This window comes from Sphingomonas sp. Leaf198, from assembly GCF_001424005.1.
GTDB lineage: Bacteria > Pseudomonadota > Alphaproteobacteria > Sphingomonadales > Sphingomonadaceae > Sphingomonas.
In genome coordinates, this window is record NZ_LMPX01000003.1 from 324,966 (window position 1) to 346,723 (window position 21,758).

Consider the following 21,758-nt stretch of genomic DNA (forward strand, 5'->3'; position numbering starts at 1 on the left):
CATATTAGCAACAAGTCCGCCTCCCCCGATTCGGAAACCGGCATGTTTCATCGACCACTCGCGCGTCATCGCCTGTTCTTCGCGCTCCGCCCGCCACTCCCGTTAGCGCGCCAGATCACCGCTGCAGCGTCATGGTTCGAGACCGACAGGGACAAGCTGCGCCCCGAGCATCTCCACGTCACGATCGACATCCTCGACGACCAAGACCGCGTATCGACCGCGCTGGAGCGGGACCTGAAGGCGATCGGCGATGCGGTCGAGGCAGCGCCGTTCGCGATCGAGTTCGATACCGTGATCGGCAGCGATCGATCCATTGCGATGCGTCCCCGCCGTAAAAACGCATCCTTCGCCGCATTGTATCAGCGGATCGCCGTAGCGCGCGAGGCGGCAGGGCTACGCGCCCGCGCCGGCTTTCGCTCGAGTGCTCACATGACGCTCGGCTACCGCGACGGCGCGCCGTTCACGCAAGACATCGCGCCGATCGGCTGGACGGCGGATGCGTTCGTACTGGTCCACAGCCATGTAGGGCGAACGCGACACGACGTGCTCGGCCGCTGGCTGCTGAGCGGCGACGACGATCGGCAACTGGCGCTGTTCTGAGCCTTCGAATTTGCCGGGCGCGCGCGATCCCGTAGGACCCCGGACGCGATCGGTTGGTTCTTCCCTCATGACCGCGCACAAAGGAGCGAACATGCGGCTGTTCTTCGACGACGCCCAGCGAACCCATGCGCCCGCGCGCGAACTGCACAACGGCGCGTTCACTGCCTATGCCGAGACGCCCGCGCGGATCGACGCGATCCTGCGTGCTGTCGGTCCGCTCGAGACGCCGGAGGATCGCGGCGAGGCGCCGATCCTTGCGGTGCACTCCCCCGCTTATGTCGCGTTTCTGAAAGACGCCGCGCGACTGTGGCGCGAAGCGGGGCGGGAAGGCGATGCGATCCCCTACACCTTCCCGATCCGCGGCCGCCGTCCGCTCGACCTCACCCGGATCGACGCGCTGATCGGCGCACACAGCTTCGACGCGACCACGCCGATTACGCCCGAGACCTGGGCCGCCTCCTACGGCAGCGCACAGTCCGCGCTCGCCGCGACGCACGCGGTCCTCGACGGCGACCGCGCAGCATTCGCGCTGTGCCGCCCGCCCGGCCACCACGCCGGCGCGGACTATTGCGGCGGATATTGCCACCTCAACACCGCCGCGATCGCCGCACAGGCCGCGCGCGATGCCGGTGTCGCGCGCGTCGCGATCCTCGACATCGATTATCACCACGGCAACGGCACGCAGGACATCTTCTACGCTCGCGGCGACGTGTTCTATGCCTCAGTCCACGCGGATCCCAAGACCGACTACCCCTTCTACTGGGGCCATGCCGACGAGACTGGAGAGGGCGAAGGAGTCGGCACTACGCTGAACCTCCCGCTTCCCCACGGCACGCAGATCGATGCCTTCCGGGCCGCGCAGACGACCGCGCTCGACGCGATCGCCACGTTCGATCCCGGCCTGCTCGTCGTCAGCTTCGGCGCGGACACGTGGGAGGGCGATCCGATCTCGCACTTCAAGTTGACCACGCCAGATTACGCGGTCCTCGCGCGCGATATCGCGGCACGCAACTGGCCTACCGTCATCGTCATGGAAGGGGGATACGCGGTCGATGCGCTAGGCCACAATGTCACGAGCTTCCTCAATGGGTTCTGACGCGCCAATTGCCTTGGGCACGCCCGCCTATCGTCGGCTGACGCTGGCGATGCTGTTCGCAGGGTTCTCGACCTTCTCGCTGCTGTATTCGGTACAGCCTTTGCTGCCGCTGTTCGCTGCACAGTTCGGACTGACCGCGGAGGGTGCATCGCTCGCGGTGTCGCTGGCGACCGGGCCCTTGGCGATCGGCATATTGTTCGCCGGGTTCGTATCGGATCGCATGGGCCGGCGCTCACTGATGATCGTGGCAATGTTTGCAGCCGGTGCGCTGACGCTGGCGGCGGCGGTCGTGCCGGGTTGGAGCGGGTTGCTCGTGTTGCGGTTCCTGACCGGCGTCGCGCTCGCGGGCGTGCCGGCGGTAGCGATGGCCTATGTCGCGGAGGAGGTCGATTCGGGCTCGGTCGGCGCGGCGATGGGGCTGTATATCGCCGGCAGTGCGCTCGGCGGGATGGCCGGGCGACTGGTCGTCAGCATCGTCGCCGATCTCGAAGGCTGGCGCTGGGCGCTCGCTGCGGTCGGCGTCGCTGGCCTCGCAATGGCGGAGGCGTTCCGTCGGCTCGCGCCGCTCTCGCGCAATTTCACGCCCAGCGTGGGTCGGCCGGGTGCATTGCTGCGTAGTGCCGTCGCGCTGTTCACCGATCGCGCGATGCCGCTGCTGTATCTCGAGGCGTTCCTGCTGATGGGCGTGTTCGTCACGATCTATAACTATGCAGGCTTCCGGTTGATGAGCCCGCCCTACGGCCTCAGCCAGGCGGCGGTCGGCGCAGTATTCCTGTTGTATGTTCTCGGGTCGGTCAGTTCGGCGAAGTTCGGGACGCTGGCGGGACAGCTCGGGCGGCGGAAGGTCTTCTGGATACCCGTCGTGCTGCTGATCGCCGGCGTCGCGCTGACCGCGATGACGCCGCTGGTCCTGGTAATCTCCGGGATCGCGGTCGTGACGATCGGCTTTTTCGGCGCGCATTCGATCGCGAGCGCCTGGGTTGGCAGGCGAGCACAGGTTGCAGGCGGCGGCGGCTCGCGCGGGCAGGCGGCGGCGTTCTATCTGTTCTTCTATTACATGGGGTCGAGCGTGCTGGGGTCCGCCGGCGGGTTCGCTTGGACACACGCCGGCTGGCCGGGAGTGACGGCGTTCTGCCTGTTGCTCGGCGTGGCCGCACTGGTGATCGGGCTGGTGCTGCGGACGGTGCCGCCGCTGATGGTCGAGCCGCCGGCGCCGCAGCGGATGCCGGATCCTTGACCGCCCTCCACCCGTCATCCCAGCGAAAGCTGGGATATCATCGTTTGACCCACGTCATCTGATACGGAGGAATACCCTAGCTTTCGCTGGGGTGACGGAATGGGGCTGGGGGCGGGGCCGGGGTCTAGTCGGAGCGCGAACGAGGCCGCTAATCCCCTCAACCGCGACGCCACGTCCGTCGCATCGACCGGCCGCATACCCGCCATGCTCTTCGCGACGACCTCGACCCGCTCCATGACGCGGAGGACGTTGCCGCCGGACAACTTGGCCATGTCACCATCGCTCCAGCCTCGGCGGGCGAGCTCGGCGAACAGCAGCGGATAGCCGTCGACGCCCTTCAGACCGATCGGCCCCGTCCCCTGGATGCCGTCGAAATCGCCGCCGATCCCGACATGATCGTGACCAGCGATCGTCGCGATATGCTCGACATGATCGGCGACCGTCGCGGCGGTGACCTGCGGCTCCGGATGCGCCGTGTCCCATGCCACCAGCGGCGCAGGCGATTTCGCGCCGTAGACGTTCGCCGGAACGCCGACCGACTTCGCATAGGCCGAGCGTGCGACGTCCCAGACGCGCCATGCGCCCGACAGGAACGACGGGTAGAAGTTCACCATCACCACGCCGCCGTTCGCGCCGATCGCGCGGAGCAGGTCGTCGGGGATATTCCGCGGCGCATCCGCAATCGCCCGTGCGCTGGAGTGTGACGCTATCACCGGCGCCTTGGTCGCCGCCAGCGCCGCGGCCATCGTCGCGTCGGACACATGCGAGACGTCGACGATCATGCCGATCCGGTTCATCTCCGCGACCACCTGCCGCCCGAAATTGCTGAGCCCGTTGGCACGTGGTGCGTCGGTCGAGCTGTCCGCCCAGTTCAGGCTCTTGCCGTGCGTCAGCGTCATGTACGCCACACCGAGCGCGCGATATTGACGCAACACCGACAGCCGCCCGTCGATCTGGTGCCCGCCCTCGACGCCGATCAGCGAGGCGATCCGCCCGGCCTTCTCGATCCGGCGGATGTCGGCGGCAGTGGTGGCGAGTTCGAAAATCGCCGGGTTGGCGGCGACGACGCGGCGGACGATGTCGATCTCCTCCAGCGTCATCTCGACCGCGCGCGGCGCGTCGGCGGGAATGTAGACCGACCAGAACTGCCCGCCGACATGACCCTTCCGCAGCCGGGGAATGTCGGTCTGCAACGGGTTCGGCAGCCGCGCGGTGTCGACGGAAAGATCGACCGCCTCGACCTTCGCGTCGTGCAGCTCGCGAATCTCCCAGGCGAGATCGTTATGCCCATCGATCACCGGGCTGCGCTCCAGCACGCGCGCGACGCGACGCGCGATCTGCGGGTCCGGCACCGCGGCCGGGCTCGACTGCGCGGCGATGAGCAGGAAGGCGGCGATCATCTCTTGGTCCCCCATAACGGCCATTTCATCCTGAAGGAGGTGTTCGCGCGCGACAAGCCGGGTAGGCGGCGGCGAACCAGAGCGAAGTGGCGGACTTGAGCACTAGAGCTATCGATATACGCGCCGGAAGCAGTGCCCGGACCAACGACACGCGCCTGTCCACTGCGATCGCGATCGCGCGGCTGATCGGGATCCTGGGGATCGTCTACGTCCACGCCTGGACCGGGCGGACCGCGGAAGAGCTGGCTGCGGTGGCGTTCAGCTGGCAGGCGGTGCTGCGAACGCTGCTCGGCGAAGTGTTCGGACGTAGCGCGGTGCCGTTGCTCGGGATGATTTCGGGCTGGCTGGTCGTGTCGACCGCGACGAGGCAACCGTACGGCGCGTTCCTGCGTGGCAAGGCGCGCACGATCCTGCTGCCGATGGTCTTGTGGAACGCGATCGCGTTGGTGCTGGTCGGGGCGGCTGCGACGTTCGGCGATCTGAAGGCACCGACGCCGTCGAGTATCGGATGGACGTTGAACGAACTCGTTCCGATGGTGCATGCCGACGATATCAACGTGCAGATGCCGTTCCTGCGCGATCTGTTCGTCTGCATGATGATCGCGCCCGTTCTGGTGCGCACGTCGAGCGCGTGGCTGGCGGTGGTCGCGCTGATCGCGGTGGTGTGGAGCGTGCCCGGGGTGCACGTCCCGTTGTTGCTGCGACCGCAGATCCTGCTGTTCTTCACCGCAGGGATCGCCGCGCGGCGATCTGGCGTGGCGGAGCGGGTGGCGGGGTGGCATGTCGCCCTATGCGCGCTGCCGTTCGTGCTACTGATTGCGCCGCGGCTGTGGACCGCGCTGCTCGGGAACGCGTTCTTCGACGCACATCCGCATGTGATGGCGGCATTCGATATCGTGTTTCGGCTGGCCTCCGCGGTGCTGTTCTGGCGGCTCGCCTGGGGCTTGGCTGGGAGCAACGTTGCGGACCGATTGCGCGGGATCGAGCGGTACGGGTTTCTCGCATTCTGCGATCACCTGGTGCTGCTGTGGCTGTTCGGGCCGGTGATTGGGCTGGCGACCGGTCCGTTGGGGGCGGGGCTGTATCCGGCGTATCTGCTGGTCCAGCCGTTGCTGGTGCTCGGGGCGACGGTTGCCCTTGGGCGGGGGCTGATGACGCTCTCGCCAGCGGTCGCGCGGGTGCTCAGTGGGGGACGGCTCGGGCGGTAGGCTTCAGTTACCGCGTGACGGGGGACCGAGCTGGTTCACCCATTCCTGGTTGTGGACGACGGTCGAGCGCACCGGCCGACCGGCGGCGTCGAGCCAGGGGCGGTAGCGGAAGCGGAGTTCGATCAGGCGGCAGGTGGTGGCGTCGAGCACGCCGTTTCCGCTGGAGCGCGTGACCATGCAGTGCGTGACTTGGCCGTCGGTTTCGACCGTGTAGCGCACGCCGACGATCCCGCCCGCACCGATCACCGCCTCGGCGTTGGGGAAATCCTTGTTCTTGAAGCGGCCTTTCAGGAGACGGGGCGGGGTTTCGTCGCCACCGTCGCCGTCGCCATTTCCGGAGCGACCGCTGCCGGTGCCGTTCCCCTCACCGCCGGTGCCGGTCCCTGGTCCGGGAACGGGTGCCGCGCCCGTGGTGGCGTCGCTGCCGGGGCCTAGTTTCAGTGTGGCGATAACCGGGGGCGGTGGAACGACCGGGGGGATGATCGGCTTGGGAACGACGACTTCGGTCGCCTTCGAGCGGAGGTTGGCGGGGGACGCCGCGCCTTCGGGACGGTGGCTTTTCGCGGGGCGGGGGACGATCTTTTCGGGCGGCGGGGGCGGCGGTGTGGGGCCGACGATGAAAGTCTTGACGGCTTCGGGAATAGCCGTGGGGATGCTGACACCAAGACCGAGGATGAGGGCGTAGCCGATGGCGGCGCAGAGTATGGAGGCGCCGGCCGCGGATATCAGGCGGTCGCGCGCGTTCGGGTGGACGCCGTACATGCTGGGTAGTTGGGGAGGCGGGCATTGTGCGGCAACTGCGCATGAGGGCGCGCGAACGATCTCGGTAATCCGGACGTATTCGGTACGTATCCCGTTTCGATAGATGCAGCTCCCCGGCGCAGGCCGGGGTCCAAGTAGAAAGGTCGATGTAACGAAGGGCCGTCCGTCGTTACCTCCGTTTCCCAATTGGGCCCCGGCCTGCGCCGGGGAGGTGGTAACTTTGGGTGAGATAGACGTCGGTTTGTAAACAAATCGGTTGGGCGTCGGCAGACCTGTGCGTTCGGCAGACGCTAGAACGGGCGGCGCGACTTAAGTCACACCGCCCGTTCGTGGCGCGCGCCGCGGGAGTAAATCCCGCGTCGTCGGTCGGCGCTAATGCGCCGCCGGCCGGGCTCGCTGTTGCGCTGGCTTCGCCTTGCGCAGCGGCATTCGCCTACAGCTTCGCCGTCAATTCCGGCACGATCTTGAACAGATCGCCGACCAAACCGATGTCCGCGACCTGGAAAATCGGCGCGTCCTCGTCCTTGTTGATCGCGATGATGACCTTCGAGTCCTTCATCCCCGCGAGATGCTGGATCGCGCCCGAGATACCGACCGCGACATACACTTCCGGGGCGACGATCTTGCCGGTCTGGCCGACCTGATAGTCGTTCGGCGCATAGCCCGCGTCGACCGCCGCGCGCGAGGCACCGACGCCGGCACCGAGCTTGTCCGCGAGCGGATCGATCATCGCGTGGAACTGGTCGCTCGAGGCGAGCGCGCGGCCGCCCGAGACGATGATCTTCGCGCTGGTCAGCTCGGGACGCTCGTTCTTGGCGATCTCCGAGCCCGCGAAGGTCGACAGACCCTTATCGCCCGTCGATGCGACCGCTTCGATCTCGCCCGAGCCACCCTCGGTCGCGGCCTTGGCGAAGGCCGTGCCGCGCACCGTGATGACCTTCTTCGCGTCGGTCGACTGGACCGTTGCGATCGCATTGCCGGCGTAGATCGGCCGCGTGAACGTGTCCTCGCTCTCGACCGACAGGATATCGCTGACCTGCATGACGTCGAGCAACGCGGCCACACGCGGCGCGATGTTCTTGCCGTGCGTGGTCGACGGCGCGACGAACGCATCGTGCGTGCCCATCAGCTCGACGATCAGCGGCGCGACGTTCTCGGCGAGCGCATGCGCGAACGCCGCGTCATCGGCGACGTGCACCTTGCCTACGCCGGCGATCTTGGCAGCCTCGGCAGCGACGCCGTCGACGCCCTGGCCGACGACCAGCAGGTGGACTTCACCAAGCTGCGATGCGGCGGTCACCGCCGACAGCGTGGCATCCTTGACGGCCTGACCGTCATGTTCGACCCAGACGAGCGTCTTCACTTGGCCACTCCCATTTCCTTGAGCTTGCCGACCAGTGCGTCGACATCGGCGACCTTGATCCCGGCCGAGCGCTTCGCGGGCTCGACCACCTTCAGCGTGGTCAGGCGCGGCGTCACGTCGATGCCGAAATCGGCCGGCGTCTTCTGCGCCATCGGCTTCGACTTCGCCTTCATGATGTTCGGCAGCGAGGCATAGCGCGGCTCGTTGAGGCGAAGATCGGTGGTGATGATCGCGGGCAGCTTCAGCGTATCGGTCTCCGCGCCGCCATCGACTTCGCGCGTTACGTTGACCGAGCCATCGGCGATCTCGACCTTCGACGCGAACGTGCCCTGGCCCCAGCCAAGCAGGCCGGCGAGCATCTGCCCGGTCTGGTTGTTGTCGTCGTCGATCGCCTGCTTGCCGAGGATCACGAGGTCGGGCTTTTCCTCCTCGACGATCTTGGCGAGGATCTTGGCGACGCCGAGCGGCTCGACCTTGGTCTCGCTGACGACGAGGATCGCGCGGTCCGCGCCCATCGCGAGCGCTGTGCGAAGCGTTTCCTGGCTCTTCTGCTCGCCGATCGAGACGACGACGATCTCCGTCACGCCCTTGTCCTTGAGACGGATCGCCTCTTCGACCGCAATCTCGTCGAACGGGTTCATGCTCATCTTGACGTTCGCCAGATCGACGCCCGTTCCGTCCGCCTTCACGCGAGGCTTCACGTTGTAGTCAAGCACGCGCTTGACCGGCACCAGCACCTTCATCGGGGTTCCTTCCAAGGTGGATATAGTTTGTTCGCTGACGGCGTTACCCGGCGGCGTTAGGCCGACAGATGGCTGTTTTACGCCGTTTTCGCAAGTGCGGTATGGAAACATCGCCATGCCGTAGCGTCACGCCGAACCACCCGTCGGACCAGTCGCGCTATCAACGAAAAAGGGCCCGGACGTTTCCGTCCGAGCCCCAATTTCGCAAAATCAGTATGCAGTTGGCAGCGGTTAGGCCGCGACCTTCTGCACCTCAGCAACGATCTTCTTCGCGGCATCACCAAGGTCGTTCGCCGGGACGATCGCGAGGCCGGAGTTCGCGAGGATCTCCTTGCCCTTCTCGACATTCGTGCCCTCGAGGCGGACGACGAGCGGCACCGAGAGGTTCACTTCCTTCGCCGCAGCGACGATGCCGTCGGCGATGATGTCGCACTTCATGATGCCGCCGAAGATGTTGACGAGGATGCCCTTCACGTTCGGATCCGCGAGGATGATCTTGAACGCCGCGGTCACCTTCTCCTTGTTGGCGCCGCCGCCGACGTCAAGGAAGTTGGCCGGGAACATGCCGTTGAGCTTGATGATGTCCATCGTCGCCATCGCGAGGCCGGCGCCGTTGACCATGCAGCCGATGTCGCCATCGAGCTTGATGTAGGCGAGGTCGTACTTCGACGCTTCGAGCTCGGCGGGATCTTCCTCGGTCTCGTCGCGCAGTTCGAGCAGGTCCTTGTGGCGGAACAGCGCGTTGCCGTCGAACGCGACCTTCGCGTCGAGCACCATCAGCTTGCCGTCGTTGGTGACCGCGAGCGGGTTGATCTCGATCTGCTCGGCATCGGTGCCCATGAACGCGTCATACAGCTTCGACGCGGTGTTCGCGGCCTGCTTGGCGAGATCGCCGGTCAGCTTCAGTGCGGCAGCGACGGCGCGGCCGTGATGCGGCATGAAGCCGGTTGCCTGGTCGATGTCGATCGACTGGATCTTCTCGGGCGTGTCGTGTGCGACCGCCTCGATGTCCATGCCGCCTTCGGTCGAGACGACCATCATCACCCGGCCGGTGGTGCGGTTGAGCGTCAGCGCGAGGTAGAATTCCTTGTCGATGTCGACGCCATCGGTGACGTACAGGCGATTGACCTGCTTGCCCGCGTCACCCGTCTGGATGGTGACGAGCGTGTTGCCGAGCATGTCGGTCGCCGCCGCGCGAACCTCATCCTCGGTCTTGGCGAGGCGGACGCCGCCCTTGGCGTCGGGGCCGAGCTCGACGAACTTGCCCTTGCCGCGGCCGCCGGCGTGGATCTGCGCCTTGACGACATAGAGCGGTCCGGGAAGCTTCTTCGAGGCTTCGACGGCCTCCTCGACGGTCAGTGCCGCGAAACCGGCAGGCACGGGGACGCCGAACTTGGCCAGCAGTTCCTTGGCCTGGTATTCATGGATGTTCATCGGGAAGGCTCCACGCAATTTTTAGGAAACTCGGGAATTGGTTCGGCGTAAAGCACAGGGCGTGGCGCAAATCCACCCTTAAGGCATATGCACTTGCGTCTCGTTCGCAATAGACGCGAATTGGCTGACCAAGCGCATTGAGTTTTGGGTAGTTTTTGGGTGCTAGCGTTACTCGCGTTCGCGCTAGCTACAGCCCAAGCTTTATGTCGCGTTTCGATCGTGACGTCCTAAGATTGCCGAGAAGCGCCGACAAAACGCAGATATGTTCGACGTGCGACCGCGTTTGCATAAAAGTAACCCTTTTCAGGGCATTATCCTCGCATGACACAGCCTGCGACTCCATTGCCCCACGATCTGACCAGCGAAGAGCTCCGTCAGTCGCTCCGCAAAGCGGTGAAGATGCGGGCGCATTTGCGCGATCGTGGTCAGACACGGTTCGAGATCGAGGTCACCGACCTGTCGCTCTCGGGGTTTCGCGCGGAAACCAGCTTCACGCTCTGGCCGGGGACGGTGGTGTGGCTGACGCTGCCGGGACTCGCCGCGCTGGAGGCAGTCGTGGCATGGCGCGACAAGTTCAAATATGGCTGCGCCTTCGCCAAGCCGCTGCATCCGGCAGTGTTCGATCATATCGTTGCGCTAAGCCAGCGATAGGCTCGGCCACGCCCGAGCCGATGCGCAAACGCGCAATCGCTGGCTCGGCCGGTGGGTCGCTTCAGCGAACCCATCCGACGACGGCTTTGCCGGCGGCCTTATAGAGAGAAGCAGGTCGCGCCGTGGCAAAGCCATGTCGTCAGTCGTCGCTAAGCCAGCGATAGGCTCGGCCACGCCCGAGCCGATGCGCAAACGCGCAATCGCCGGCTCGGCCGGTGGGTCGCACCAGCGAACCCATCCGACGACGGCTTTGCCGGCGGCCTTATAGAGCAAAGCAGGTCGCGCCGTGGCAAAGCCACGACGTCAGTCGTCGCTGTGCGACGCTGGCCGGGCTTTCGACTTATCCGAAATAGCTGCGCTATTTCGGGTCTCGGCCTTTAAACCCCTGCGCGACCACGAACCATTCGACAGACCCCTTGCGACTCGCGGGCGGCTTGGCGTGCTTCACCGTCTTGAAGTTGCGCTTCATCTCCGCGACCAGCTCCGAATCGGCACCGCCCGCGAACACCTTCGACACGAACGTGCCACCCGGCTCCAACACCTCGCACGCAAAGTGCAGTGCGGTCTCGACCAGTGCCATCGTCCTGAGCGCATCGGTCTGCGGATGTCCGACCGTATTCGCCGCCATGTCGGACAGCACCAGATCCGGCGCGCCGCCCAAGGCCTCGATCAGCTTGCCCGGCGCGGCATCGTCGAGGAAATCCATCTCGAAGATCGTCACGCCCTCGATCGGGTCGACCGGGAGCAAGTCGATCCCGACAACCGCAGCCTTGGGAATCCGCCGCCGAATCACCTGCGCCCAGCCACCCGGCGCGATGCCGAGATCGACGACGCGCTTCGACCCGCGGATCAGCTCGAATCGCTCGTCGAGCTCGATCAGCTTGTACGCGGCGCGGCTGCGATAGCCGTCGGCCTTGGCGCGCTTCACATAGGGATCGTTCAGCTGGCGCTCGAGCCAGCGCGTCGACTGCGCGGTGCGTTTCCGCGCGGTGAGGACGCGGACATGCCCGCCGGAGCCGCCGCGGCTCATGCTGCCACTCCCGACTTGCCCGGTTTGCCACCAGGTCGGGGGGCGCCCATCAGTCGGCGGAGGATGCCCTCGCGAATGCCGCGGTCGGCGATGCCGAGCCGTTCGGCGGGCCACAAATCCATGATCGTCTCCAGAATGGCACAGCCCGCGACCACCAGGTCGGCGCGCTCGTTGCCGATGCACGGCAGCTTGGCGCGCTCCGTGATCGACATGTGGGAAAGGTCGGCGCTGATCTTCCGCATCGCCGACGCGGGCACGATCAGCCCGTCGACCACCGAGCGGTCGTAATGGCTGAGCCCGAGATGCACGCTGCCAAGCGTCGTCACCGTGCCGCTGGTGCCGAGCAGCCGGGGGCGCGCGACGTGCCGGGGCAGGCGGCTGGCGAACCCCGCGAAACTGTCCGCGACCACGCTGCGCATCCGGGCATAGGCGGCACGGCGACCGTCCTCGCCTTCGCCCCCACCGGCATGCTCGGTCAGCGACACCACGCCCCACGGCGCCGAATGCCAGTCGAGCACGGTCGGGATCGGCGTCGAGGTATCAATGAGCACGAGTTCGGTCGACCCCCCGCCAATATCGAACACGAGCGCGGGATCCTCGCCCGGCTCGATCAGCGCATGGCAGCCGAGCACGGCCAGCCGCGCCTCCTCCTCGGCGGAAATGATGTCGAGATGGATCCCCGTCTCGGCGAGCGCGCGGGCGATGAAGTCGGGCCCGTTCGAGGCCTGTCGGCACGCCTCTGTCGCCACCGACCGCGCCAGCGTGACGTTGCGGCGCTGCAACTTGTCCGAGCATACCCGCAACGCTGCGATGGTCCGCTCGATCGCCGCATCGCTCAGCTTGCCGGTGGACGCCAAACCTTCGCCCAACCGAACGATTCGCGAGAACGCGTCGATCACCGCGAACCCGCCCGCCTGCGGTCGCGCGATCAGCAATCGACAATTGTTGGTGCCAAGATCCAGCGCGGCAAACGCCTGCGCATCGGCCCACCGCCCTCGACCGGGCCGGGTCGCCGCCGGACGGGCAGGAGACCCCTGCCGGAACGGCATTCGGGTGGAAACATCCCCCATCGCCGCAAAACTCGCTATCTATATCTGCCGCCGCAGGAAAATACCCACCCGGTGCTTGGCATCGAATGTAGCGGGGTGCAGCGATTACGCAAGCGATGTGGCGAATCCGTACGATCTTGGCGTTGACAGCCCGACCTCCCCCGCCTAGATCGCGCCCTCGCTGATGCCCCGTCGTCTAATGGTAAGACTGCGGTTTCTGATACCGCCTATTGAGGTTCGAATCCTCACGGGGCATCCAGCGTTGCTCGGTTTACGCAGACTCTACAGGGGTTTGCGACAGAGCCTTGGCTACCCGGAGAGTCCGGTTAGCCAAAACCATTTCCATTGCTTCGTCAGCCAGATCCGCGCGAGCGCCGGTTCCAGCGTATCGAAGGTATTCCTTCTCGGTCTTGTGACCGGTGATAGCCATGCCCTGCTCGTTCGAGCAGCCGGCGTCCTTGCATCGCCGCGCCGCCGACTTGCGTAGGCCGTGCGGCGAGCAATGCGGAAGGTCCGCCGCGATGCACGCGCGCTTGAACATCCCATAGAAGCCCTTGGGGGTGAATGGCTCGCCCCCCTTGGTCTCTAATAGCGTCTCAGCGCCCAGCGGACCGGCTGCCAGGGCCTCCCTCAGCGGCGGTACCACCGGAACGTCCGCTGCCGTGCTCGTCTTGCTCTGGTCGAGCCTGATCCGGCCTTCAGCGATCGTCTCTCGGGTCATGAACCGGACGTCGCCGCTACGCTGAGCTCCGTAGAGCAGCATCGCAAACGCCAGGCGGGGTTTCGTACCTAGCGGGTGCTTAGCTTCGAACGCCTCGAGCTCGTCCTCTGTCCACCGGTGATAGCCGTCGCTGACCGCCTTGGGCGGCTTGGTGTCGCGGACGGGGTCGAAACCATGCGGGACCAGCTTCGCGCGGCGCGCGATGACGAACAGCTGCGCAAATAGCTTCCGGAGCCCCGCCGCCGCATGGGGGCGATCGCGCATCAGCGTCATCAGGCGGGCAAGCCGCTCCGAATCGAACATGCGGATAGGGTCATCGCCGAACTTCGTCCGCAACCGCTCCAGCACGCCGCGGTAAACCGCCTGGGTCGAGAGGCGCAGGTCGAGGAAGTTGTTATCGGCATAGTAGCGGATGATCACGTCCGAAACGCTGCCCGGCTTGGTGCGGCCGGCGCCGACCGGTGCGGGCTCGGTCGAAAGGCAGGCTGCGTACTCGCGCTCAAATGCCTTCGTGCCGTGCGGTTCCTTGAAGTAGTGAACCGGATAACCGGTTCGGCGGAAACGGTACCGCCGCTTGTCGTGCCGATCGACAAAGCTAGAAACGTAGGCGAGCTTCTTCTTCATAGCCCACCGAACGCATCAAGACGCGCATCAAGGTCATTGTCGGCAATCAGCGGGCGATCGCCAGCAGCTGGCACGATCTCCATAGTTCCGTCGGGACGGATCAGAACGGCTACCTTCACGCCCGCAGCCAGCGCGCCTTTGAAGGCGCGGGTCACATCGCTTTGGTTGAAGGCGGCCCGCCGGCTCATCGATCAGGCTTCCTGCTTTCCATCATCGACGCTCTGGTCGTTCTTATCGAGCAAGGCGATTGCAGGTTGAAGACCCTTCCAAAGTTGGACCAGGTCGACCGATGCATCCGCGATCGGCTTCCCGCCCTTGCTCTTCGGATGAGGCCAGCCCCAGGTATCGCGCACGCCGATGTCATTGATGCGAACGCCGCATAAATGGGATTTCGGGGCCTCTTGGCTCAGTCCGGTTGTACGTACGATGTCCGACCAAGACTCGCTTACGGCCTCGTGGGCCGCAGACACCTCTACCGGGATACTGCGGAGGGTTTGGAAAGCGACGAGAGCGAGGGCGTGAGCGGCGGTCAGGCTGCGGTCTTCGTCGTCGCCAAACCGATTTGCCATGAACGACAAATGGCCGCGCCGCGCGAGCGAGTTGTAAGTGTCGCGGTTCATGCCGCTGAGATGAAGAATATGGCCGATCCGCATACAAACCTCCTGTGTGCAAGCGCACATAAAGCACGATAGAAAGCGTCGCGCAATAGAATACGTGCGATCGCACACATTCTTGGCAGGCGTTATCGGCGGGCCCCGCTGCCGGTTGATATTGCCTTGTCCGGGGGGGCGGTTTGAGTTCCGAGCCTCGCCTCGTCACTTGAGATAGCCTTGATCACCTCATCCGGGACGGTCCGGTTCTTCGCCCAGCGCTTCTTCCAGCGCAATTCAGCGGACGTTGGCGCAGGGATAAGACACTGAGCAGCGCGCTGCTCACAAACGGACTTATATGCCTTGGTGAGTTCCAGCGATCGCTGACCAAATGAGTGTTGCGCTGCCTCGGGGCTGTTTCTGAAATTGATGGCGGCGATCCGGTGCAGCGCTTCCGCGTACTCAACGTTCTCAAGGCTGCGTCGCCAGACCTGTTTCATGTCGCGTTCGATCTGCCTCAAGTCACGTGCGATCTGCTTGAGGAAATCGTCGGTAGCAACCTGCTCCTCGAACTCGGGCAGCGGTGCGACCAGTTTCTGCAGAAAGACAGAACCGCGATCGATGATTTTGGAAGCCATGTCAGCGGCCCTCCTTTGCAGCGAGTTCGGCCAGGATTTCTTGTGCCCTCATGACCCGCCATTCGGTTTGATCAAAGACCCCGACATGCCAGATCGCGAACTCGCGAAAGTTGGTCGGCTTCGCGTTTTCCAACTCGTCGTAGGCGCCAAGGTAGGCAGCCTCTTCCCGCTCCCAGGCATCCTTATCGTTCAATTCCAAGTCCACGGGCAAGGCGTTGAAACGAGCCCGCGAGGCGAGGTAGGCCGCGAAAACGCCGGTCGGTGGCGGGGGCATTGAGGCGACGGTGACAGCTGGCGCGGCCGCGGCCGCGGCCGCGGCCGCGGCCGCGCCTAACAGCCCGATGAATCCGATTACGCTGCGGCGCGTCGAGGTATTGGCCGCGACGGTGCGCGGCTCTAATAGAGCGGTAGCCATGATCGTTCTCTTGGAACGGTTGTGATTAGAGCCGGGCGGTCGTTGGTAGCTTCCGTTCGGCTCGTTTCTGCGTTAACGCAGTTACTATGAGTGGTCAACAAACTTCGTTAACACGGAAACGTGGTCCCAAGCCTACTGGACAGGGGCACGTTGTCGGAGTCCGGCTGCACCCGGAACAGCTGACGCAGCTAGATGCTTGGATAGCCAATCAACCCCAGCCTTCACCATCTCGACCCGAGGCCATTCGCCTCATTCTTCGTGAGAAGTTTGCTTGAGCGCGGTGGTCGATCGCCGAGGTGATCGGCTGCTTCGCATCCCGGAGGTTCGCCATCGCGTGGGTTTATCGAGGGCAAGCATTTACCGTCGAGAAGCGGACGGCACGTTTCCCCGCAAGGTGCAGCTGGGGCCGAAGTGTGTGGCGTGGTACGAGACCGACATCGGGGAGTTTGTTTCCGACCCTATGGGATATCGAGCATTGCCGCGCTAACAATAGAGTTTGAACATCGAGTGGGGGCAGGTAGTGGCAGAATTTGTTCAGGATTGTCCGCGATGTGGCGCGAAGTCGATCACTTTCGATGTGTTAGGTGACAGCCCGACGGGTTACTCAGATAATTCCTGGATATTCGAGACCCTCTCTCGGTGTCGAGCCTGTTCCAACTGTAGCATCGGTGTGTTCAAAATAATCAACGAGGGGTCTGGGCAATACTCGCCAGGCGGAATCACCTCCTATAACGGGGCCCTGACATTTCTCGACTTTCTCCGGTTTGTGAGCACCGCCGATCGGGTCACATTCCCACTACCAGACCACCTTCCGGACAATGTCGCGAATTGCTTCCGCGAGGGCGGTGCGAGTTATAATATCGGCGCATACAACGCTGCGGCGGCTATGTTTCGGTTGGCGCTGGATCTTGGTACCAAAGGCTTGCTTCCCAGCGAACCTGCGGAGGAAGGGGGGCCCAACAGTGCCCAGCGCAAACGCCTTTTTGATCGGCTAAACTACCTTTTCGACAAGCGATTAATTGCCCCCGAACTGGCCGACCTGGCGGACTGCGTGCGCGAGGACGGGAACGATGGAGCTCATGACGGTACTTTAGGGAAAGCAGATGCTGAGGATCTCGTCGATTTTACTCAGCAGCTACTCGAGCGGGTGTACAGTGAGCCCGCCCGGCTTCGCATAGCTAAAGCTAGGCGTGAGGCTAGAAGGGCGGAAGCCTAAATGCATAGTCGTCACCGTATGGACCCGCCCGCTAATAATTTCAGACGTTTCGGTCAGGCCGCTGCCTCATTAGGGGGGGGATTCGTCGCCGCCGCTGCGCTACTGGCGTATATACTTCAGCCTTACGTTCGATTTCTACCGTCGAACACAGTTATCGGCGGCTTGGTGCTGGCGATCTCCCTGGTCGGCTATCATGCCGCTGCGGCCGACAAAGATTTCGATAAGGTTGCCGTCAGGGCGGTCGTTGGAAGCTTTGGTGTTTTCCTGCTGATGTTTAGCTTTTCGCAGGCCGAAGACGAATCTTGGGCGAACGATCGTCGCTGCTTAGCTATTCAGCGCGACATGCTGTCCGCGAACCCGCGCCGTGACGACGGGCCGGACCTGTTCCAAGCGCTCGGTTGCCGTCCCCAAGGGGAGGGAAGCGTCTATGCCCCCTTGCAAAAGAAAAAAGAGAGTGTGCAGCGACACAGATAGTTACCGCGCCGGTGAAGTGAATTTGACGTGATAGGAGTACAGAGAAGTGAACAGCATCGTCCCTCTCGGCATGCCAGTAGAACGCCCGAAGATGTCGTCAACACTGCAGGCGTTAAGCCGGTGCCCATACTGTGCCGTCGCTAATCCGCTGTTCACCAGGCAATGGATTTCTGGGTACGGAGGAAACGTACGTGGCGATGGGGGCATCGTCAGCAAATGGGCGGCCTACTCATGCTCAAACTGCGGAAGCGTGGTCGCGGTTAAGGGGAAACCGGGGGAGCAGGTCGCGACAGTGGAGGGCGTGCCAACCGTCGATAGTATCTACCCTTCCGCGCCCCAGGTAAGCGATAAACTTCCGTCAGTCGCCCGCGTGTTTCTGAAACAGGCTTTCGACACTCTCCATGCGCCTGACGCTGCGGCTGTTATGGCCGGATCTGCAGTAGACGCGATGTTGAAGGAGCACGGTTATCTCGAGGGATCGCTTTACAGTCGGATAGACAAAGCAAAGACCGATGCTCTGTTGACTGCAGGTATGGCTGACTGGGCGCACAGCGTCCGGCTAGGCTCTAACCGCCCGCGCCACGCCGACATGGACAGTCCCCATGTTAGTCCAGCTGATGCGAAACGCTCTGTCGATTTTGCCGAAGCTCTCGGCAACTTCTTGTTCGTGTTGACGGCTCAAATCGAGGAAGCGGTCAACGAAGTGAGTCCAGTTGCATGATCCGGGCCGACCGCTGAGCTTTGGTTCATATGAACTGAACAGGTGAACCGCTATTCCGGTTCAGGTAGCTAAGCGGGGCGGATCAATGACAGCGCCGACGATATCCGGCCATTCGCATAACCGCTCTTTCGTGACGCCGCCTACCGTTACGGTCGTTGCCTCCCCGAAGCCGCCGACCCAGTAGCGCCCGCGCTGGCCAATCCTGCGCTGCTCATTGAGAATGCGCGACCCGTCGATCTGGGGGCGGAACCGATCTGGACGGCCGATCAGGGAGGCAGTCTGCGGCATCCAAACCTGCTCCACCTCGCAAAGCGTGTATGGCACGTAATCAGGACCAAGGAACGGATGGCCGGTGCTGATTATCCAACCTTCCGCCCGGTCGGTGTCGTCGGCCCATATCGCAGCGAGCAAGGTGACGTTGTTCCGGCCGTCCGCTTCCAGATGCGGTGCATCGGCTGCGTTTTTCCGTCGCTGTTCGAACAAGTAGCTCGGGAGTCTACGCATGGCCGCATCCTGCGAACTCGCAGGCAGTGCCGCCGCGATCTCCACCGGGTTAATCCGCCCCGTGCCTACGATCGCCATTCTCAGGTGCGTGGCGATCGCAACCTTGGATGCAATCCCCTGGATCACGCCGTCAGCGCCGCATAGAGCTCCATCGCTTATGAGGTGCACTGAATCGGTTCCAACGATCAGGCCGATCGCAGTCATGGCGGGCACCCCCGGTAGATCACGACGCCGGGCATGGCCTCCCCGAATACAATATCCATTCCGGCCTCAGGGTTGGCCTTCCATTGATCGGGCGAGCCGCCGCTAGAGGCCTTCGCCGCAGTCAGGGCCCCAGCGATGCCCAAACCAACCGTCGCGACTTGGGCGAACGTCGCGACCGTCGCAAGGGTGCCAAGCAGGCCCGTACCTGCCGCGGCAGCCGCCGAAGCTGCTGTTCCGAGTAGACCCGCGCCTGCGAGTGCACCGGCGCCAGTCGCGACTAGGGCGATGCCGCCGACAACAAGGGCGGCCGTTTGTATAAATCTCGACATCAAGCCTCCTATGGTGAGGGGCTGCCGACGGCGCCCCGCATGGCGCCGTCGGCTTGCGGCCCGCCGTGGGCCGCCGCGTCAGGATGTACCCAGGATGAGACCAGCCCGAGCGCGGTCCTTGATGACGCGGAGTATCCGCGCTTCGCTTTCATTGGGGTGCGGACACTTCTCGATGTCCGCACCGAGTGTCCGCACTTTGTCCGCACCAATAATGGCTGATTTCTGCCGTTTATGGTGCGGACATTTCAAAGTGCGGACCCCTTTGGAAATTGGTAGCTGGGGATCACACACGCCTAAGCTCCCCTTGTTACAAAGGGGCTGCAAGGGGACCCGAAGGCCCCCGCCATCAGGCCTGCCCGGGGTTCTTGTAAGCCGCCTTCGGGTCGAGCACGCCCGCGCCGAAGTCGTGGCGAACCTTCCACTCGATGCCGTCGACGCGGAAGCCGTCTTGGCTCTCGGTGAAGGGCTCGCGGTTCCCGTTCAGGTAGACGCTGACGAACGCGGGCCAGATTTCCGGATCCGGGAAGAGATACCACGCTGCCGGGTTGACCAAGCGAGGGTCGGCGATCGGCTCGAGCTTGCCCGCGAAGGGGTTCGCCACGTCGCCGGTGAAGGACGTTACCGCCGTGCTGCCTGATCCGGTGGTTACGGTCGAGGGGACCGTGGCGCTTGAAACGAGCGTCTCGGCCGCCGTCTGAAGCCCGGTCGGAACCAGCAGGAACTTCGGCTGCACGTCGATCAGCGTTACGTTGTCGCGGTCCTTCTGACTCCGCATCGCCTGCCGGGCTGCATCGAGCGTGGCGATCGTGGGGGGGCCGCCGGTCCCAGCCAAGTTTCCGTGCTGCGCGTCGAACCACGGAATGCCGTCATGCAGGGGAATGTTGCTGTTGATCGTGGCGGCGAGGATCGTTGCTTCCATCTGCGAGGCGGCGAATGCCATTACCTGCACGATGTCCGCCAGCGCGCCGAGGCTGTCATTGATCAGCATCTGACGGCTAAAGTTGATGATGTTGCCGAACGTTTGCAGCTGGTAGCTGCCGCTGCTCTCACTCAGCGTCTTGTTCTTGAACTCGCCCGCCTCGTTGACCTGGTCGAGCGAGCCGAAGCCGCTCATCTGGATTCCGACCTGCTCCTTGAAGTTGGGAGCATCGCGGATCGCCGTCAGTCGCTTCAGCTGAGATTCCTGCGCTCGGTAGCGCGCGACCAACGCCGCATCGACGCCCGCCTGCATGATCAGCGGGAAGTCGCTGGTCGTATGCGTGATGACGGTTGCGCGCGCGGTGAACGGGTTGGGTTGCATCGCCATGGCGGCAACGCGATCGGCGCTCATTCGATAGGCGTCCTGCACGCCGCTGCGGGAGAGGTGGTCGCGCGCCATATCCACGAGGGACATGCCTCGATATTCCGCCGATGCGCCCGCCGCCGGCTTATTCAGCAGCTTGGCCCCGATCGCGTCGCTCATTGCTTTCACGCGAACCGTCGGATCGTCCAGGGTCTGGTGGCCGCTGCCGCCGAACTGGTGGCCGATGTTGTGCCGATCGCCGTCGGTCGCGAGGTGGTCGAGGATCGAAGCCCGCGCCTGGTCCAGATCGATGCCGCGCGTGATGAGGTCCTGCGTGACGTTCTGAGGGACGCGGTGCTTTGCGCCCAGCGCCATGATGGTCGAGATGCGGGTACGCTCGAGCGTAACCGCCGCCTGCGTGTCGTCGGTGAGGGGGGGCATGTTCGTTCCTTTCAAGGCAACGGGTGTGTGACGGAAGCCAAAGGCAGAGACGTTCGCCATGGCTGCGATTTTCAGGTCGGGGGCGATCCGGTCCGCGAAGCCTTGCTCCACCGCCTGCGCTGCGCTCATCCAGGTTTCGGCGCCGAGCATGGCGACGAGCTCGTCTTCTCCGATCCCGCTTCGCTTGCCGTAGATCCCGACAAGCTGGTCGCGGATGCGATCTAGCTTATCAGCGGCCGCCCGAAGCTCGGGCGCATCGCCAATCGCTACATCCCAGGGGTTATGAATCATCAGCATCGACGCTTCGGCCATCACGCATTCGTCGCAGGCCGCGGCGATCGCGGATGCCATCGAGGCCGCGAGGCCGTCGACGTAGGCCGTTACCTTCCAGCGATAGTCGCGAATGGCCGCGATGATCGCGAGCCCTTCCATGACGTAACCGCCGGGGGAATTGATGCGAAGGGATAGGGGGCCGGAGGCGGCGCGGATCAGCGGGGCGATGGTCTTCGAGTCGAGCTTGTCGAACTCATCACCGATCACGCCGTACAGGATTATCTCTGCCATGACGGCAGGGTTACGCGATCCCGTCGCGCGCCTCGCCTGACATATGGGAGCATATGGGAGCATTGGCCGGACTGCGCATTGAGCGCCTGAAGGCCAGCAGGTCGCCCCACTGGTAGCGGACCCGCCCGCCGGGGGAAAGGTCGCATGCGATCAGCTTCGCCCGCCGCCACCGTGCAAGCGTCTTGGGGTGAACCCGAAGCGCCGCCGCCGCCTGCGCCTCGGTCATAACCTCCGGGTCAGCCACGATCCGCGGCCCGGTACCGGACGAAGGCGGCGACATACTCCGGCGCGGTAAGGCCGGGCCGGGGCAGGTCGCCCGCCCGCATCCGGAGTGCGACCCAGCCGTCTGACATGCCGAGCAACCAGGCAACTTGGCGCCGCGTCATGGTGGCAGTCTCTATACTCATAATTGTACCCCTCGAATACTTGGGAATGGCTGAATTCCGCCGTTTTAGTACTGGC

The 21,758-nt window shown here is 64.2% G+C and carries 25 protein-coding genes and 1 tRNA gene; 10 read left to right on the plus strand and 16 right to left on the minus strand.

Features of this window, described 5'->3' with window-relative positions; translation table 11 throughout:
* The first annotated feature begins 42 nt into the window (after positions 1–42).
* The 3 genes from ASG20_RS14105 to ASG20_RS14115 all read left to right on the plus strand — a co-directional run bounded on the left by ASG20_RS14105 (position 43) and on the right by ASG20_RS14115 (position 2,933).
* Positions 43–600: a 2'-5' RNA ligase family protein gene (locus tag ASG20_RS14105; RefSeq protein WP_056053965.1), complete on the plus strand. Its 558-nt coding sequence runs from the start codon at positions 43–45 to the stop codon at positions 598–600.
* Positions 601–691: 91 nt separating this feature from the next.
* Positions 692–1,696, plus strand: coding sequence for a histone deacetylase family protein (locus ASG20_RS14110; RefSeq protein WP_056054796.1), 1,005 nt, complete (start codon positions 692–694; stop codon positions 1,694–1,696).
* Positions 1,686–2,933, plus strand: a complete 1,248-nt coding sequence (locus ASG20_RS14115) for an MFS transporter (protein WP_056053967.1) — start codon at positions 1,686–1,688, stop codon at positions 2,931–2,933. The genes ASG20_RS14110 and ASG20_RS14115 overlap by 11 nt, the downstream gene beginning before the upstream one ends.
* 14 nt (positions 2,934–2,947) lie before the next feature.
* Here ASG20_RS14115 and ASG20_RS14120 read toward each other — a convergent pair whose 3' ends face one another.
* On the minus strand, positions 2,948–4,333 hold the full coding sequence (locus ASG20_RS14120) for a dipeptidase (RefSeq protein ID WP_231420582.1): 1,386 nt from the start codon (positions 4,331–4,333) through the stop codon (positions 2,948–2,950).
* 95 nt (positions 4,334–4,428) lie between these two features.
* Between ASG20_RS14120 and ASG20_RS14125 the strand changes: the two genes are divergently transcribed.
* On the plus strand, positions 4,429–5,541 hold the full coding sequence (locus ASG20_RS14125) for an acyltransferase family protein (protein WP_236698777.1): 1,113 nt from the start codon (positions 4,429–4,431) through the stop codon (positions 5,539–5,541).
* 3 nt (positions 5,542–5,544) lie between these two features.
* On the opposite strand, the gene ASG20_RS14130 is transcribed toward ASG20_RS14125, so the two are convergent.
* The 4 genes from ASG20_RS14130 to sucC all read right to left on the minus strand — a co-directional run bounded on the left by ASG20_RS14130 (position 5,545) and on the right by sucC (position 9,843).
* Positions 5,545–6,303 carry an energy transducer TonB gene (locus ASG20_RS14130; protein WP_056053971.1) on the minus strand — a complete coding sequence of 253 codons (759 nt, stop codon included), beginning with the start codon at positions 6,301–6,303 and terminating at the stop codon, positions 5,545–5,547.
* A 433-nt stretch (positions 6,304–6,736) separates the two neighbouring features.
* Positions 6,737–7,666 (minus strand): electron transfer flavoprotein subunit alpha/FixB family protein, encoded by a 930-nt coding sequence (locus tag ASG20_RS14135; protein ID WP_056053974.1) that lies wholly within the window; start codon positions 7,664–7,666, stop codon positions 6,737–6,739.
* On the minus strand, positions 7,663–8,409 hold the full coding sequence (locus tag ASG20_RS14140; protein ID WP_056053977.1) for an electron transfer flavoprotein subunit beta/FixA family protein: 747 nt from the start codon (positions 8,407–8,409) through the stop codon (positions 7,663–7,665). Before ASG20_RS14140 ends, ASG20_RS14135 begins: the two co-directional genes overlap by 4 nt.
* Before the next feature lie 231 nt (positions 8,410–8,640).
* Positions 8,641–9,843 (minus strand): ADP-forming succinate--CoA ligase subunit beta, encoded by a 1,203-nt coding sequence (gene sucC, locus ASG20_RS14145; RefSeq protein ID WP_056053980.1) that lies wholly within the window; start codon positions 9,841–9,843, stop codon positions 8,641–8,643.
* A gap of 321 nt (positions 9,844–10,164) precedes the next feature.
* Between sucC and ASG20_RS14150 the strand changes: the two genes are divergently transcribed.
* The gene (locus tag ASG20_RS14150) at positions 10,165–10,494 is read left to right on the plus strand and encodes a PilZ domain-containing protein (protein WP_056053983.1); all 330 of its coding nucleotides are present in this window, start codon (positions 10,165–10,167) and stop codon (positions 10,492–10,494) included.
* Positions 10,495–10,852: 358 nt separating this feature from the next.
* Here ASG20_RS14150 and ASG20_RS14155 read toward each other — a convergent pair whose 3' ends face one another.
* Together ASG20_RS14155 and ASG20_RS14160 are read right to left on the minus strand one after the other, a co-directional pair.
* Positions 10,853–11,524, minus strand: coding sequence for an RlmE family RNA methyltransferase (locus ASG20_RS14155; RefSeq protein WP_056053985.1), 672 nt, complete (start codon positions 11,522–11,524; stop codon positions 10,853–10,855).
* Positions 11,521–12,573 carry a Ppx/GppA phosphatase family protein gene (locus ASG20_RS14160; protein WP_056053988.1) on the minus strand — a complete coding sequence of 351 codons (1,053 nt, stop codon included), beginning with the start codon at positions 12,571–12,573 and terminating at the stop codon, positions 11,521–11,523. Before ASG20_RS14160 ends, ASG20_RS14155 begins: the two co-directional genes overlap by 4 nt.
* Positions 12,574–12,758: 185 nt before the next feature.
* Here ASG20_RS14160 and ASG20_RS14165 point away from each other — a divergent pair.
* Positions 12,759–12,832: transfer RNA gene (locus ASG20_RS14165), tRNA-Gln, on the plus strand.
* Between the two features lie 12 nt (positions 12,833–12,844).
* Here the strand turns inward: ASG20_RS14165 and ASG20_RS14170 are convergent.
* The 5 genes from ASG20_RS14170 to ASG20_RS14190 form a co-directional block, all read right to left on the minus strand.
* Entirely contained in the window at positions 12,845–13,918 is a 1,074-nt protein-coding gene (locus ASG20_RS14170) for a tyrosine-type recombinase/integrase (protein WP_056053991.1), read from the minus strand.
* Entirely contained in the window at positions 13,915–14,106 is a 192-nt protein-coding gene (locus ASG20_RS14175) for a hypothetical protein (protein ID WP_056053994.1), read from the minus strand. Before ASG20_RS14175 ends, ASG20_RS14170 begins: the two co-directional genes overlap by 4 nt.
* Positions 14,107–14,109: 3 nt before the next feature.
* Entirely contained in the window at positions 14,110–14,571 is a 462-nt protein-coding gene (locus ASG20_RS14180; RefSeq protein ID WP_056053997.1) for a hypothetical protein, read from the minus strand.
* Between the two features lie 89 nt (positions 14,572–14,660).
* A complete protein-coding gene (locus ASG20_RS14185) occupies positions 14,661–15,146 on the minus strand; it encodes a hypothetical protein (protein ID WP_056054000.1) in 486 nt (161 codons plus the stop codon).
* Between the two features lies 1 nt (position 15,147).
* Positions 15,148–15,561 (minus strand): hypothetical protein, encoded by a 414-nt coding sequence (locus ASG20_RS14190; RefSeq protein ID WP_056054003.1) that lies wholly within the window; start codon positions 15,559–15,561, stop codon positions 15,148–15,150.
* A gap of 280 nt (positions 15,562–15,841) precedes the next feature.
* Here ASG20_RS14190 and ASG20_RS19090 point away from each other — a divergent pair, with 280 nt between their 5' ends.
* Genes ASG20_RS19090 through ASG20_RS14205 form a run of 4 tightly spaced genes read left to right on the plus strand, consistent with a single transcriptional unit; the run spans position 15,842 to position 17,972 of the window.
* Positions 15,842–16,048 (plus strand): helix-turn-helix transcriptional regulator, encoded by a 207-nt coding sequence (locus ASG20_RS19090; RefSeq protein WP_269083216.1) that lies wholly within the window; start codon positions 15,842–15,844, stop codon positions 16,046–16,048.
* A gap of 33 nt (positions 16,049–16,081) precedes the next feature.
* On the plus strand, positions 16,082–16,777 hold the full coding sequence (locus tag ASG20_RS19480) for a DUF4145 domain-containing protein (protein WP_156364336.1): 696 nt from the start codon (positions 16,082–16,084) through the stop codon (positions 16,775–16,777).
* The gene (locus ASG20_RS14200) at positions 16,778–17,251 is read left to right on the plus strand and encodes a hypothetical protein (protein WP_156364338.1); all 474 of its coding nucleotides are present in this window, start codon (positions 16,778–16,780) and stop codon (positions 17,249–17,251) included.
* A 46-nt stretch (positions 17,252–17,297) separates the two neighbouring features.
* The gene (locus ASG20_RS14205; protein ID WP_082470983.1) at positions 17,298–17,972 is read left to right on the plus strand and encodes a DUF4145 domain-containing protein; all 675 of its coding nucleotides are present in this window, start codon (positions 17,298–17,300) and stop codon (positions 17,970–17,972) included.
* A 60-nt stretch (positions 17,973–18,032) separates the two neighbouring features.
* Here the strand turns inward: ASG20_RS14205 and ASG20_RS14210 are convergent, their stop codons facing one another.
* From ASG20_RS14210 to ASG20_RS19485, 4 genes are all read right to left on the minus strand, one after another.
* Complete coding sequence (locus ASG20_RS14210; protein ID WP_156364340.1) at positions 18,033–18,680, minus strand: hypothetical protein; 648 nt, start codon at positions 18,678–18,680, stop codon at positions 18,033–18,035.
* A 675-nt stretch (positions 18,681–19,355) separates the two neighbouring features.
* Positions 19,356–21,296: a head maturation protease, ClpP-related gene (locus ASG20_RS14220; protein ID WP_056054015.1), complete on the minus strand. Its 1,941-nt coding sequence runs from the start codon at positions 21,294–21,296 to the stop codon at positions 19,356–19,358.
* A gap of 10 nt (positions 21,297–21,306) precedes the next feature.
* A complete protein-coding gene (locus ASG20_RS20160; protein ID WP_368077295.1) occupies positions 21,307–21,576 on the minus strand; it encodes a helix-turn-helix domain-containing protein in 270 nt (89 codons plus the stop codon).
* The gene (locus tag ASG20_RS19485; protein ID WP_156364342.1) at positions 21,533–21,703 is read right to left on the minus strand and encodes a hypothetical protein; all 171 of its coding nucleotides are present in this window, start codon (positions 21,701–21,703) and stop codon (positions 21,533–21,535) included. The genes ASG20_RS20160 and ASG20_RS19485 overlap by 44 nt, the downstream gene beginning before the upstream one ends.
* Between the last annotated feature and the right edge of the window lie 55 nt (positions 21,704–21,758).